The 14,125-nt window shown below is 65.8% G+C and carries 14 protein-coding genes and 1 pseudogene; 4 read left to right on the top strand and 11 right to left on the bottom strand.

Going from position 1 to position 14,125, the window contains the following annotated elements:
* From U5798_RS35895 to U5798_RS35875, 5 genes and pseudogenes are all read right to left on the bottom strand, one after another.
* Positions 1 to 124: pseudogene (locus U5798_RS35895) on the bottom strand (ABC transporter ATP-binding protein); the annotation flags it as partial.
* An 18-nt stretch (positions 125 to 142) separates the two neighbouring features.
* Positions 143 to 1,093, bottom strand: a complete 951-nt coding sequence (locus U5798_RS35890) for a branched-chain amino acid ABC transporter permease (protein WP_006478051.1) — start codon at positions 1,091 to 1,093, stop codon at positions 143 to 145.
* A 211-nt stretch (positions 1,094 to 1,304) separates the two neighbouring features.
* Positions 1,305 to 1,979, bottom strand: a complete 675-nt coding sequence (locus tag U5798_RS35885) for an amino acid-binding protein (protein WP_124456198.1) — start codon at positions 1,977 to 1,979, stop codon at positions 1,305 to 1,307.
* Between the two features lie 268 nt (positions 1,980 to 2,247).
* On the bottom strand, positions 2,248 to 3,228 hold the full coding sequence (gene ispH / locus U5798_RS35880) for a 4-hydroxy-3-methylbut-2-enyl diphosphate reductase (RefSeq protein ID WP_011352949.1): 981 nt from the start codon (positions 3,226 to 3,228) through the stop codon (positions 2,248 to 2,250).
* Positions 3,229 to 3,230: 2 nt separating this feature from the next.
* Complete coding sequence (locus U5798_RS35875; protein WP_124456199.1) at positions 3,231 to 3,686, bottom strand: FKBP-type peptidyl-prolyl cis-trans isomerase; 456 nt, start codon at positions 3,684 to 3,686, stop codon at positions 3,231 to 3,233.
* Between the two features lie 136 nt (positions 3,687 to 3,822).
* Here U5798_RS35875 and radC point away from each other — a divergent pair, with 136 nt between their 5' ends.
* The 4 genes from radC (at position 3,823) to nadB (ending at position 7,000) form a co-directional block, all read left to right on the top strand.
* Positions 3,823 to 4,596: a RadC family protein gene (radC, locus tag U5798_RS35870; RefSeq protein ID WP_124456200.1), complete on the top strand. Its 774-nt coding sequence runs from the start codon at positions 3,823 to 3,825 to the stop codon at positions 4,594 to 4,596.
* A gap of 237 nt (positions 4,597 to 4,833) precedes the next feature.
* Positions 4,834 to 5,067, top strand: a complete 234-nt coding sequence (gene rpmB / locus U5798_RS35865; protein WP_004186391.1) for a 50S ribosomal protein L28 — start codon at positions 4,834 to 4,836, stop codon at positions 5,065 to 5,067.
* A gap of 17 nt (positions 5,068 to 5,084) precedes the next feature.
* Positions 5,085 to 5,252 (top strand): 50S ribosomal protein L33, encoded by a 168-nt coding sequence (rpmG, locus tag U5798_RS35860; RefSeq protein WP_006478046.1) that lies wholly within the window; start codon positions 5,085 to 5,087, stop codon positions 5,250 to 5,252.
* A 161-nt stretch (positions 5,253 to 5,413) separates the two neighbouring features.
* Positions 5,414 to 7,000 carry an L-aspartate oxidase gene (gene nadB, locus U5798_RS35855; RefSeq protein ID WP_047898822.1) on the top strand — a complete coding sequence of 529 codons (1,587 nt, stop codon included), beginning with the start codon at positions 5,414 to 5,416 and terminating at the stop codon, positions 6,998 to 7,000.
* Between the two features lie 97 nt (positions 7,001 to 7,097).
* On the opposite strand, the gene nadC is transcribed toward nadB, so the two are convergent.
* The 6 genes from nadC to purN form a co-directional block, all read right to left on the bottom strand.
* Positions 7,098 to 7,979 carry a carboxylating nicotinate-nucleotide diphosphorylase gene (nadC, locus tag U5798_RS35850; RefSeq protein ID WP_322084771.1) on the bottom strand — a complete coding sequence of 294 codons (882 nt, stop codon included), beginning with the start codon at positions 7,977 to 7,979 and terminating at the stop codon, positions 7,098 to 7,100.
* Positions 7,976 to 9,112, bottom strand: coding sequence for a quinolinate synthase NadA (gene nadA / locus U5798_RS35845; protein ID WP_322084770.1), 1,137 nt, complete (start codon positions 9,110 to 9,112; stop codon positions 7,976 to 7,978). The genes nadC and nadA overlap by 4 nt, the downstream gene beginning before the upstream one ends.
* A 217-nt stretch (positions 9,113 to 9,329) precedes the next feature.
* Complete coding sequence (locus tag U5798_RS35840; RefSeq protein WP_124456203.1) at positions 9,330 to 10,526, bottom strand: acyl-CoA desaturase; 1,197 nt, start codon at positions 10,524 to 10,526, stop codon at positions 9,330 to 9,332.
* 220 nt (positions 10,527 to 10,746) lie between these two features.
* A complete protein-coding gene (locus tag U5798_RS35835) occupies positions 10,747 to 12,126 on the bottom strand; it encodes a mechanosensitive ion channel family protein (RefSeq protein WP_322084769.1) in 1,380 nt (459 codons plus the stop codon).
* A gap of 18 nt (positions 12,127 to 12,144) precedes the next feature.
* On the bottom strand, positions 12,145 to 13,410 hold the full coding sequence (locus tag U5798_RS35830) for an RsmB/NOP family class I SAM-dependent RNA methyltransferase (RefSeq protein ID WP_322084768.1): 1,266 nt from the start codon (positions 13,408 to 13,410) through the stop codon (positions 12,145 to 12,147).
* The gene (gene purN, locus U5798_RS35825) at positions 13,407 to 14,069 is read right to left on the bottom strand and encodes a phosphoribosylglycinamide formyltransferase (RefSeq protein WP_322084767.1); all 663 of its coding nucleotides are present in this window, start codon (positions 14,067 to 14,069) and stop codon (positions 13,407 to 13,409) included. Before purN ends, U5798_RS35830 begins: the two co-directional genes overlap by 4 nt.
* Positions 14,070 to 14,125 lie beyond the last annotated feature (56 nt).

Raw genomic sequence — 14,125 nt, 5'->3', positions numbered from 1 at the left:
AGCCGATGATGATCGGCGCGGCGATCACGAACACGGCGGTCAGGATGCCGATGACGACGGTCTTGGCGGTGTTGCGCTCTTCGACGAGCGACGTCGAGGATTCGATCGGTTGAATGGATGTCATGTTGTTTGCTCCCTTCCGTTACGCGCGATCCGCGACCCGTTCGCCCAGCAGGCCGGACGGACGGAACACCAGCACGATGATCAGCACGACGAAGGCGAACACGTCCTGGTAGTTACTGCCGAATACGCCGCCCGTGAGATTGCCGATGTAGCCGGCCCCGAGCTGCTCGATCAGGCCGAGCAGCACGCCGCCGACCATCGCGCCGCCGAGGTTGCCGATCCCGCCCAGCACCGCGGCGGTGAACGCCTTCATGCCGGGGATGAAGCCCATGTAGAAATGCACGTTGCCGTATTCGGACGCGATCATCACGCCGGCCAGCGCGGCGAGCGCGGAGCCGATCATGAACGTCGCGGAGATCACGAAGTTCGGGTTCACGCCCATCAGGCTGGCCGTATTCGGGCTTTCGGCGATCGCGCGCATTGCGCGGCCGAGCTTGGTCTTGTGCACGAGCAGCAGCAGGCCGCCCATCACGATGAACGCGACCGCGATGATCACGATTTCAGTGACCGAGATCACGGCGCCGGGCGTCGTGTCGGTGGCCTTGATCACGTTGATCGGATCGGTCGGCAGCAATTGCGGGAACGGCAGCGGGTTGCGCGACCAGATGATCATCGCAGCGGTCTGCAGCAGGATCGACACGCCGATCGCAGTGATCAGCGGGGCGAGGCGCGGTGCGCGGCGCAGCGGCCGGTACGCGACGCGTTCGATCGTGAAGCCGACGAACGCACAGACGACCGCGGCGATGCCCAGGCCGATCGTCAGCGTCGCGACGTTGCCGAGTCCGGGGAAATGGTTCTGCAGCACGGTGATGGCCGACAGCGCGACCATCGCGCCGATCATCAGCACGTCGCCGTGCGCGAAGTTGATGATGCCGAGAATGCCGTACACCATCGTGTAGCCCAACGCGATGATGGCGTAGACACTGCCGAGCACCAGCCCGTTGAGAACCTGCTGGACGAAAATATCCATTTAAAGCTCCTTGGCCCGTGCAGCCGGAGGACGTTGCGCCCCGCGGGTAAGCGAGGAATCGCGCCTTCTCGGCGACACTGCGGGTACTAGTCGATACCGGTAAGGGTGGATCGTCCCGGCGCGCGCCGCCCGGCCTGTACGGCCGGACCTGCCGCCGGAGCGGATACAAAAACGGCACCGCACTGTTCCGGTGCCGTCATGAGTCCCGTCGCTAAATCGTCACGACATCGAGGACGGTGTTCCTGGCCTCCTTGAAGTCGTGGAGCAGCATGCCGAGACGGCCTTCGTCCGGTTTCCCGGCATCCGTGCCTTGGCCCGTCCGACGCGGCGCAAGCGCCCCATCCGGACGGATCGGATTCCGTGCCGCGTTGCCTGGCACGGCACCGCGAACGCCGCACCCGACATTCGTCAGGACTGCGTCGGAATCCATCGTACGAACCAGACCGCGCGCCATGACCCGACCGGTCGTGGCGGCACGCTGATTCATCGAATTGAAATGAAGGGGGGCCGGTGACATCGGCGCGCTGCCCGCAGCGCCGCGCTCGGCCGGCATCCGTCGAGCGGCACGCACGGTCGGCGTCGCGCCACGATCGGCGGCTTGCTGCACTGCAACCGGCATGCCCGCTGCCGGGCCGTTCGTCGGCCCAAGCGCGTTGATTTCGTCAATCGTCAAACGTGCCCCGTATTCCTTGTCGTTGCCCCATTGCGCGATACGGCACGCCGTTGGCGCCGCACGACCGGTTCCAGCGACGCGCACGCCGCTAGCCGGCGGTGCCGCGAACACCGCAGCCTCCCTGCCCGCCCCGTCGTCGCTCTTTTTGCTGCATCCGGCAAGCATTGCAACCGGTGCGGCGACGGACACGGCGTACGCCAACTTCACATGCATCGAATGGTCTCCCGCGCCTTGCCAAAACCCGTTTCAAAGCCATTCCGGCTTGAAAACGGGCGCATTGTAACTCCATTTATAGGACGCCAATAATCCCGATTCGATGGGGTTTTCCTGCATTGCAACCAATTTTGAGAGACGGCTGGAAACGCATGGAGCAACCAGGTTGCACCACAGTCGCGAATCATGGTTGCGATTGCAATTTCGAGACGAAAAAAAAGCGCGCCGGGAAGGCGCGCTTCGGTGTTCCGCAGGTGCGATGCGGCGATCAGGCGGCAGGCGGCAGGTTCAACCCGCGCGGCAGCGGAAACGACACGTTTTCCTCGATGCCGTCGAGTGCGCGAACGTTGCGCACGCCGAGTTCGCGCAGCCGCGCGATCACGGCCTGGGCGAGCACTTCCGGCGCCGACGCGCCGGCCGTCACGCCGATGCGGCGCTTGCCGGCGACCCATGCCGGATCGATCTGGTCGGGCGCGTCGACCATGTAGGCGTCGACGCCGCGCTTCTCGGCCACTTCGCGCAGGCGGCTCGAATTCGAGCTGTTGGGACTGCCGACGACGATCACGACATCGCATTGCGGCGCCATGAACTTCACCGCGTCCTGGCGGTTCTGCGTCGCGTAGCAGATGTCCTGCTTCTTCGGCTCGCGGATCTTCGGGTACTTCGCCTTCAGCGCACCGATGATCTCCGCTGCGTCGTCGACGGACAGCGTCGTCTGCGTGACGAGCGCGATGCGCTCTGGATCGGCCAGCTCGAGTTTCTGCACGTCCTCGACGCTCTCGACGAGATGCATGCCGCGCTCGACCTGCCCCATCGTGCCTTCGACTTCCGGGTGGCCCTTGTGCCCGATCATGACGATGTCGACGCCGTCCTGGCGCATCTTCGCCACTTCGACGTGCACCTTCGTGACGAGCGGGCAGGTTGCGTCGTAAATGCGCAGGCCGCGCACGTCGGCCTCGTCGCGCACGGCCTTGGACACGCCGTGCGCACTGAAGATCACGGTGTTGCCGGCCGGCACTTCCTCGAGTTCCTCGACGAAGATCGCGCCCTTCTTCTTCAGATCCTCGACGACGTACTTGTTGTGGACGATCTCGTGACGAACGTAGATCGGCGCACCGTGCATCGCGATCGCGCGCTCGACGATCTCGATCGCGCGGTCGACGCCCGCGCAGAAGCCGCGCGGCTGGGCCAGCAGGATTTCGGCATCGGCGGCGACGGTCTGCCCGGACAGCGTATCGGTGGTGCTCATGATTACAGGATTCCGATGATTTTCACTTCGAACGTGAGCGCCTGGCCCGCGAGCGGATGATTGAAGTCGAACAGCGCCGAGGTCTCGCTGACTTCCTTCAGCACCCCGGCGTACCGGCCGCCGTCAGGCGCGTTGAACTCGATCAGCTCGCCCGGCGTGAAATCGTCGCCGACCATCCCGTTCTCGCGCAGCGTCGACAGCGTCACGCGCTGGAGCATGTCGGGATTACGGGGACCGAACCCCTGATCGGGGGCTAGCTGATAAGTCGAGTGGTCGCCGACCCTGAGCCCGAGCAGAATCTGTTCGAGCGAGGGTGCCAGTTGCCCCGCGCCCAGCAGCAGCGTGGCCGGCTTGTCGGAGAAGGTGTTGACGATGTCGGCGCCGTCGGCCAGTGCCAGCCGGTAATGCAACGTGACATGGGAACCGGGCTTCACTTCGGATAGATCGATGAGGCTCATGAATTACTCGTTCGGTCGGCGCCCGATACGGCCGAATGGCCCGGCGCAAAGCCAATATTGTAAGTCACCTGAGCGCGCAAGGCGGAAAGTGCGACGACGTCGCGCATACCGCCCTGCCGCCAATGGAGTTTCGAGCATGACGTCACCCTGCCTCGCCCTGTCGCCGGTCGAATGCCGCGACACCGCCCCTGCGCCGGCCGATCCGCCGGCCCGCATTCTCCCGATTCGCCCGCGCAAGCGCCGTACCGGCAACTGGCGGCCCGAGCGGCCGCGCGAGCGGTTGCTGGAGCGCGGGCCGGCTGCGCTGACCGACGACGAACTGATCGCGCTGCTGCTCGGCACGGGCAAGCCCGGGCACGATGTATTCGTCACCGCTCGTGCGCTGGTCGATCGGTTCAAGACGTTGCGCGGGCTGCTCGAAGCGAGCACCGACGATTTCCAGGCGCACCCCGGCATCGGCCCCGCGCGCGCCGCGCGGCTGGCCGCGATCATCGAGATCGCGCGGCGCGTGATGAACGAGAAGGCGCAGGTGCGCTCGCCGATCGATTCGCCGCAGGCCGTCGAGGATTGCCTGCGGCTGAAGATCGGCTCGCGTTCGCAGGAAGTGTTCGTCGCCGTGTATCTCGATGCGCGCAACTGCCTGATCGACATGGAGGAAATCACGCGCGGCTCGCTCACGCGGATGGCTGTCTACCCGCGCGAGATCGTGCGCCGCGCGATGGCGCACAATGCCGCGTCGCTGATCGTCGCGCACAACCATCCGTCGGGCGCCGTGCAGCCGAGCGCGGAAGACCGCCGCCTCACCCGCGTGCTGAAGGACGCGCTCGAACTCGTCGACGTGCGGCTGCTCGACCACGTCGTCGTCGGCACCGATGATACTTTTTCGTTCGCACGTGCCGGTTGGCTGTAGACTGTGCCGCGGCAGCCCGCCCCGGGGCGCCGCAACGACGAAGCGAAATTAGGTTTGATTTTTCTGAACTTTTTCTGCTAGAATCGTCGTCTGTCTTTTTTCCAACCAGTTCTAGCCATCGAAGGGCCTTGTCTGTATGGGCTTCGGCGTTCTGAGTGCAGCCATGGATCACGTGGCGGTACGATGGAACCTTCATCGGCGATCGAACCCCGAATTTAGCGTATTAGGAGTGCTCTCATGGCACGCGTATGCCAAGTAACTGGGAAAGCGCCGATGAGCGGCAACAACGTTTCCCACGCCAACAACAAGACGAAGCGCCGCTTCCTCCCGAACCTGCAAAACCGCCGGTTCTGGGTAGAGAGCGAAAACCGCTGGGTGCGCCTGCGCGTTTCGAACGCCGGCCTGCGCCTGATCGACAAGAACGGCATCGATTCCGTGCTCGCTGACCTGCGCGCACGCGGCGAAGCCTAAGCCCAAGGAGCACAATCATGGCAAAAGGCGCACGCGACAAGATCAAGCTCGAGTCCACCGCTGGTACGGGTCACTTCTACACGACCACGAAGAACAAGCGCAACATGCCGGAAAAGATGGCGATCAAGAAGTTTGATCCCGTCGTCCGCAAGCATGTGGAATACAAAGAAACCAAGATCAAGTAATCTCCGGTTTCTGCCAGCCTGACGGCGACCGAAAAGCCCCGCTCCTGCGGGGCTTTTTGTTTTGCGCGCACGCTTTGTGGCCCGACGCGGTATGCTCTCCCCTTTCCGCGGCCACGGCTGACGGAACGCAAGATCAAAAAGCGTAACGATGGAGATGCAGCATGAAATTCGACGTGGCGATCGTCGGCAGCGGCCTGGCAGGGCTGTCGGTCGCACTCAACCTGGCCAGCACGCGACGTGTCGCGCTGATCGCGAAACGTTCGATGATGGAGGGGGCAAGCGATAACGCGCAAGGCGGTATCGCAGCCGTCCTCGATTCGGCGGACAGTATCGAGAACCATGTCGACGACACGCTGGTCGCCGGCGGCGGCCTGTGCGACGAAGGCGCGACGCGCTACATCGTCGAGCACGGCCGCGAAGCGATCGAATGGCTGATTTCGCAAGGCGTGCCGTTCACGAAAGACGACGCGGCCGAACTCGGCTTCCACCTGACGCGCGAAGGCGGCCACAGCCACCGCCGGATCATCCACGCGGCCGACGCGACCGGCCATGCGGTGCTTGCCACGCTGTCGGAGCGGGCACGCCAGCACCCGAACATCACGTTCTTCGAGAACCACCACGCGATCGACCTGATCACGTCGGACCGGCTCGGCCTGCCCGGCCGCCGCTGTCACGGCCTGTATGCGCTCGACGTCGACAACGACCGCACGATCACGATCGAAGCGCCGCATACGGTGCTCGCCACGGGCGGCGCCGGCAAGGTCTACCTGTACACGACGAACCCCGACACCGCGACCGGCGACGGCATCGCGATGGCGTGGCGCGCGGGCTGCCGCGTGTCGAACATGGAGTTCATCCAGTTCCACCCGACCTGCCTGTTCCATCCGTACGCGAAGTCGTTCCTGATTTCGGAGGCCGTGCGCGGCGAAGGCGGCCTGCTGAAGCTGCCCGACGGCACGCGCTTCATGCCCGCGCACGACCCGCGCGCCGAACTCGCGCCGCGCGACATCGTCGCACGCGCGATCGACTTCGAGATCAAGAAGCGCGGGATCGACTGCGTGTATCTCGATATCAGCCATCAGCCGGAAGCGTTCCTGCGCGAACACTTCCCGACGATCCACGCGCGCTGCCTCGAATTCGGCATCGACATCGCGAAGCAGCCGATTCCCGTCGTGCCGGCCGCGCACTATACGTGCGGCGGCGTCGTCACCGATCTCGCCGGGCGTACCGATCTCGCGGGCCTGTATGCGGTCGGGGAAACGTCGTACACGGGCCTGCACGGCGCGAACCGGCTCGCAAGCAACTCGCTGCTCGAATGTCTCGTGATCGGCCGCGCGGCCGCCGAAGCGATCGAGGCGGCCGGCTTCGACGCCGAAACGCCGGCCACGCTGCCCGCCTGGGACGAAAGCCGCGTGTCGGATGCCGACGAGGAAGTCGTCGTCGCGCACAACTGGGACGAACTGCGCCGCCTGATGTGGAACTACGTCGGCATCGTGCGCACCGACAAGCGCCTCGAACGCGCCAAGCACCGACTGTCGCTTCTGCGCGACGAAATCCACGAGTACTACGCGAACTTCCGCGTGACGCGCGACCTGCTGGAATTGCGCAACCTCGTCGACGTGGCGACGCTGATCGTGAAAAGCGCGCACTCGCGCCGCGAAAGCCGCGGGCTGCACTATAGCCGCGACTGGCCGCACACGCTGCCGAAGGCGTTGCCGAGCGTGCTCACGCCGCGCGCGCGCCGCTGAGCGCACGCCCTTCCCGGCCACCGCCGGGAGCGCCCAAGAAAAAAGCCGTTGGCGCGCAAACGCCAACGGCTTTCTTGTCTGACAGGACGAGGTACGGTCAGTCGACGATCCGCATCGAATAGTCGGTCGCGCGCACGTCCTTCGTCAGCGCGCCGATCGAGATGCGATCGACGCCCGTTTCCGCGAACGCGCGCACCGTCTCGAAATTGACGCCGCCCGACACTTCGAGCACGGCCTTGCCGGCCGCCACGCGCACGGCTTCGCGCATCATGTCGAGCGTGAAGTTGTCGAGCAGCACCGACTCCGCGCGATGCGCGAGCGCCGTGTCGAGCTGCGCGAGCGTCTCGACTTCGACCTGCACGGGCACGCCCGATTCCAGCGCGAATGCCGCGTCGAGCGCCTCGCCGACACCGCCTGCCGCCGCGATGTGGTTTTCCTTGATCAGGATGCCGTCGTACAGCGCGAGACGCTGGTTCTCGCCACCACCGACGCGCACCGCATACTTCTGCGCGAGCCGCAGGCCCGGCAGCGTCTTGCGCGTATCGAGGATCTTCGCGCGCGTGCCTTCGACGCGATCGACGTAGCGGCGCGTCGCGGTCGCGACGCCCGACAGCAGTTGCAGGAAGTTCAGCCCGTTGCGCTCGGCCGTCAGCAGCGCGCGCGCCGGCCCGTCGAGTTCGCAGACGGTCGAATCGGGCGTCATGCGGTCGCCTTCGCGATAGCGCCATTGCACGGCGATCGACGGATCGATCCGGGCGATCACGGCCTCGAACCACGGCACGCCGCAGAGCACGGCTTCTTCACGCACGATGATGCGCGCACGGCGGCGCCCGCCGGCCGGCACGAGCCGCCCGGTCTGGTCGCCGGCGCCGACGTCTTCGGCGATCGCGTCGGCCACGTTGCGCGCGATCGCGTCGTCGAATGCCGCGCCGTATTGCGCGCGAACGATGTCGAACAACGGGGAGACAGCCTCGCTCATGCGGCCCCCACGTTCGCGAACAGATGCTGGTCGCGCTGCAGATCGCCGCTCGCCTGCACGCGCTTCTTGTGCGCGGCCGCGAATTCGAGCATCCGGTCGATCGGCAAACGCGCGCGCGCGCCGATCGCGGGATCGACGAAGATCTCGTTGTGACCGCGTTCGAGCACGTCGGCGAGGTTCGCGAGGCCGTTCATCGCCATCCACGGGCAGTGCGCGCAGCTCTTGCAGGTCGCGCTGTTGCCGGCCGTCGGCGCGGCGATGAAGGTCTTGCCGGGCGCGGCGAGCTGCATCTTGTGCAGGATGCCGAGATCGGTCGCGACGATGAAGTGCGTCGCGTCGAGCTTGACTGCCGCGTCGATCAGTTGCGTGGTCGAGCCGACGACGTCGGCCTGCGCGACGACGTTTTCCGGCGACTCGGGATGGACGAGCACTTTCGCGTCCGGGTATTCGGCGCGCAGCAGGTCGAGCTCGATACCCTTGAATTCGTCGTGGACGAGGCACGAGCCTTGCCACAGCAGCATGTCCGCGCCGGTTTTCTTCTGGATGTAGCTGCCGAGATGACGGTCCGGCGCCCAGATGATCTTCTCGCCGCGCGCGTGCAGGTCGGCCACGATCTCGAGGCCGATCGACGACGTGACCATCCAGTCCGCGCGCGCCTTCACGGCCGCGCTGGTGTTCGCGTAGACGACGACGGTGCGGTCCGGATGGGCATCGCAGAACGCCGAGAATTCGTCGACCGGGCAGCCGAGGTCGAGCGAACAGGTCGCGTCGAGATCGGGCATCAGGATCCGTTTGTTCGGGCTCAGGATCTTCGCGGTTTCGCCCATGAAGCGCACGCCGGCGACGACCAGCGTCTGCGCGTCGTGATCGCGACCGAAGCGGGCCATTTCGAGCGAGTCGGCCACGCAGCCGCCCGTTTCGTCGGCCAGTTCCTGCAGTTCGGCGTCCACGTAGTAGTGGGCGACCAGCACGGCCTTTTCACGGGCGAGCAGCGCCTTGATGCGCGCCTTCAGTGCAGCGCGCTCCTCGGCGGACGGCGCGTCGGGCACCTTGGCCCATGCCTGCCCCACGCCGCACACGGTCCCTGCTGCGACGGGTCGGTCGTACTCGACGGGTTTGATCGTCGATTGCATCTCCATATCTCCTGTCGATCAGAGTTAGCGCTTTAGCGCTTACTCTGATCCCATGCTTCGCGGTCGATCAGAGTTAGGGCTTTAGCGCTTACTCTGATCCCATGCTCTGGTCATACAAATTCGGCTCCGCCGACACCCTTCAAAAACCGGCAGCCCAAATGAAAAAACCCCGCCAACGCGGGGTTTGTGACGTCCTGAGATTCTAATCGATTTCGAATCAGGCGTAGCGGCGCAGGCGCGTCGCGAATTCCTGCAGCGCCTTGATGCCGCTTTGTTCTGCGCGATGGCACCAATCCTGCAATTGCGCGAGAAGCTGTTCGCGCGACGCGGTCGAACGATCCCAGATCGCCGCCAGATCCTGGCGCAGCTGGAAGTACGTATGCAGCTTCTGGCTGTTCGCGAAGATTTCCGGCAGCAGCTTCTTCTGCGGCTCGTCGAGGCCGTCGGCATCCTTGTGGAACCACTTGCGCGCGCCGCGCATCAGCTGGTACTTCTCGCTCGAGCCGAGCTCCTTCAGGTGCGCGAGTTCCTGGCGATACGCACGCTTCACGGCCTTGCCGTAGCGCGCCATCACTTCGTAGCGGTTCGACAGCACGGCCTGCAGCGTTTCCTGGTCGAGCACCGTCTTCGGCTTGTTCAGGCGCGGCGTCGGCGCAACCTTCTTCACCTTCGCGAGACCGAACGCCGACATGATGCGGATGTACATCCAGCCGATGTCGAACTCGTACCACTTGTTCGACAGCTTCGCCGACGTCGCGAACGTGTGGTGGTTGTTGTGCAGCTCTTCACCGCCGATCACGATGCCCCACGGGAACAGGTTCGTGCTCGCGTCGGCCGAGTTGAAGTTGCGATAGCCCCAGAAGTGACCGAAGCCGTTGACGACGCCAGCCGCCCAGAACGGAATCCAGACCATCTGCACGGCCCACACGGTGAGGCCGATCACGCCGAACAGCGCGACGTCGATCACCATCATCAGGCTGATGCCGAGAATCGGGTACTTCGAATAGACATTGCGCTCGATCCAGTCGCTCGGCGTGCCGTGGCCGAACTTGCGCATCGTCTCTTCGTTCTTCGCTTCCGCGCGATACAGCTCCGCGCCCTCGAGGAACACCTTCCAGATGCCGCGCGTCTGCGGGCTGTGCGGATCTTCCTCGGTCTCGCACTTCGCATGGTGCTTGCGGTGAATCGCGGCCCACTGACCCGTCAGCATGCCGGTCGTCATCCACAGCCACAGGCGGAAGAAGTGGCTCGCGATCGGATGCAGTTCCAGCGCACGGTGCGCCTGGCAGCGGTGCAGATAGACCGTCACGCCGATGATCGTGACGTGCGTGACGGCGAGCGCGAACAACGCGACCTGCCACCACGAAAAATGCAGGAGCCCGTGGGAAAGAAAATCGAGCAGGGAATTCAACAAGGCAGTTACCTGTGATGAGAGCGACGCCGGCTCGCGCAGACGTCAGAAAAATGAAAGCATACCGCGTATAGACTTGAATTTTACTTCAACCGTTCCAAGTCTTTGTAAAAAATGAATATTTTCTTGCCCTGGCGCAATCGGAACAGTCCACGGGCGGACTGGGAAAGGCCCGCGATCCGGTTCCGGTCGCGGGGTCAAGCCATTTGACGGCCGGCGCGCGCTACGCAGCCGGCGCGCGCCCGTTCGCCGCATCGTTCGCGGCTGCCGGATCGAGTGCGGCCGCGCCCGCGGCGGAAAAACCTTCCGGCAATCCGACCACACGTACTTCGCGCTGCGGGAACGGAATCGAGATCCCGTGCTCGCTGAACAGCCGCCAGATGTTGCGGTTCACGGTCGAGCGCACGCCCGACGTGCCTTTCGCGGAATCCTCGATCCAGAAGCCGAGCTCCAGGTCGATCCCGTCCGCGCCGAAACTCACCAGGTACGGCGTCGGCGCAGGCTCCGCCAGCACGCGCGGCACGCCCTTCGCCGCGTCGGCGAGCAGCACGAGCGCGTGCTCGACGTCGCTCGTGTACGCGACCTGCACCGCGACCTTCGCATAGCCGCGCGTCAGGTACGACGACTGGTTCTGCACGACGTCGGTGATCAGCTTCTCGTTCGGGATCAGCGTCTCGTTGCCGTCGAGGCCGCGCACGACCGTGTAGCGCGTGCGGATCTGCGTGACGACCCCCTGCAGGCCGCCGACGCTGATCGCGTCGCCGAGCCGCAGCGAGCGGTCGAGCAGGATGATGAAGCCCGACACGTAGTTGCTCGCGATCTTCTGCAGCCCGAAGCCGAGGCCGACGCCCACCGCACCGCCGAACACGCCGAGCACCGTCACGTCGATGCCGACCAGCGACAGCCCGATCAGGATCGCCGCGAACACGAGCAGCGCGCGCCCGACCCGCGACAGCACGACCTTCAGGTTCGCGTCGAGCGTGCTCGCGCGCGTGAGGCGATCCTCGAGCACCGAGCCGAGCCACATCGCGACCATCAGCGTCACGCACACCCACAGCGCGCCCGAGATCACCGACAGCAGCGTGAGGTGCGCGTTGGCGACGCGGAACTGCACGCTGTCGAGCCAGCCGAGCACGTCGCGCTGGATGCCGAGCACGGTCAGCACCATCGCGGCCCACACGACGGTCGACACGATCTTCTCGACGATCGACAGCCACGCATGCGTGTGGCCGTCGCGCGCGAACACGCGCCGCGCGAAGAAGAACAGCACGTAGATCGACGCGATGCCGAACAGCGGCACGAGCGCGAGCGACAGCAGCGACGTCGACATGAACGGGTCGAACGCGAGCTGCGCGACACCGACGAACACGCTGCCGAACAACGGGAACAATGCGCGCTTCAGGCTTTGCGCGCCCGCGCCGGGCGCGCGGCCGGCCGCCCGGCGGCGGGCATCGATGCGGCCGTGCACGAAGCGCGCGGCCACCCACGCGAAGCACAGCGCGCCGACGAGGATCGCCGCCTGCCAGATCATCACCGGCTGGTGGAAGTCACGAATGACCGACGCCAGCCGGTGCGACAGCAGGCGGCTCTGCAGATTTTCCATCGTCCGTCCGGGCAGTCGTTACTGCGCGGCGCGCCGCTCGAGCACCGCGGCGAAGAAGCCGTCGGTTGCGTGACGATGCGGCCACAACGACAGGTAGTCGCCCGTCTCGAGCTCGATGCGCTGGTCGGCCAGCACCTTCTGCGCCGGCACCAGCACGAACTCGGGATGATCGGCCAGGAACTGCTCGACGATCCGCTCGTTCTCGGCGTCGAGCACGCTGCAGGTCGCGTAGACGAGCCGCCCGCCCTTCTTCACGAGGCGCGCGGCGCTCGCGAGGATCGACGCCTGCTTCGGCGCCAGCTCGTCGATCGCCGTGCGCGTCTGGCGCCACTTCAGGTCCGGATTGCGGCGCAGCGTGCCGAGGCCGCTACACGGCGCGTCGACCAGCACGCGGTCGATCTTGCCGGCGAGCCGCTTGATCTTCGCATCGTGCTCGCTGTCGATCAGCACCGGGTTCACGTTCGACAGCCCGCTGCGCGCAAGGCGCGGCTTCAGCTTCGCGAGGCGCTTCTCCGACACGTCGAACGCATAGAGGCGCCCGGTCGAGCGCATCATCGCGCCCAGCGCGAGTGTCTTGCCGCCCGCGCCGGCGCAGAAATCGACGATCATCTCGCCGCGGCGCGGCGCAACGAGCGAGCACAGCAGCTGGCTGCCTTCGTCCTGCACCTCGATCTGGCCTTCCTCGAACAGCTTCAGACGCGTCAGCGCCGGCTTGCCGACGACACGCACGCCGAACGGCGCGAACGGCATCGCGCCCGCATCGATCCCGTTCGCACGCAGCGCGTCGATCACCTGGTCGCGGGTCGCCTTCTGCGCATTGGCGCGCAGGTCGAGCGGCGCCGAGTAGTTCAGCGCGGCGGCGAGCTGCGCGAGCTCCTCGGCGTCGAAACGGGCCGACAGCGCCTGGTGGATCCAGTCGGGCAGGTTCGTGCGCACACGCACCGGCAGGCTGGCCGGATCGATCTTCGACACGTGTTCGAGCCACGCGGCCTCGGTGTCGGACAGGAACGGCCTCAGCGCATTGCGGCCGGCCGTCTGCATCAGGCCGAGCAGCGTGAGACGCCGTGCCGGCGTGCCCGTGCCGCTCTCCGCGAGATGCGAAAACTCCATTTTCCGGCGCAGCACCGCAAACACGGCTTCGGCGATCACGCCGCGCTCCGCATGCCCGAGCTTCGGGTGCGCGCGGAAGAACCGGCTCGTCGTCGCATCGGCAGGGCCGGCGAACTTCAGCACCTCGGCCAGCAAAGTCTCGGTCTGGCCAATCAGGAATCCGTGCAGCTTCATACGCCCTCACTCGTTTCGGTATGCGGTTGATCCGCGAAAATCCAGCGCGCCTCTTCCGACGCGACTACTGCACGGCCGTTCTCGAGGCGCAGACGCCCCTCGACGAACCAGCGCACCGCGCGCGGATACAGCACATGCTCGACGGTCAGTACGCGCTGCGCGAGCGCGGCCGCGTCGTCGCCCGCGCGCACGGGCACCGCGCCCTGCGCGACGATCGCGCCGCTGTCGAGCTCGGGAATGACGAAATGCACGCTCGCGCCATGCAGCGCGACACCCGCATCGAGCGCCTGCTGATGCGTATGGATGCCCTTGAAGCTCGGCAGCAGCGACGGATGGATGTTCAGCAGCCGGCCCTCATATCGTCTGACGAATGCGGGCGTGAGGATGCGCATGAAGCCGGCGAGGACGACGAGATCGGGGGCGAAACGGTCGATCTCGGCGGCGAGCGCCGCATCGAAGCTGTCGCGGCCGTCGAACGACCGGTGGTCGACCACCGCCGTCGCCACCCCGTGCGACGCGGCAAAAGCCAGCCCGGCCGCATCGGGCCGGTTGGCGATCACGGCGGCAATCTCGGCCGGCCAGCGTTCCTGCGCGCACGCGCGGACGATGGCCTCCATGTTGCTGCCGCGACCGGAAATCAGGATCACGAGTTTTTTCATCCGCGAATTTTACCATTTGCCCCCGCGTTTCCCGCCTTCTCGGCCGCCGACCCGTC

Source organism: Burkholderia sp. BCC1972, assembly GCF_905339605.1.
Lineage (GTDB): Bacteria > Pseudomonadota > Gammaproteobacteria > Burkholderiales > Burkholderiaceae > Burkholderia.
The sequence above is the reverse complement of the archived record's forward strand: the minus strand, read 5'-3'. Positions and strand labels throughout refer to the sequence as shown.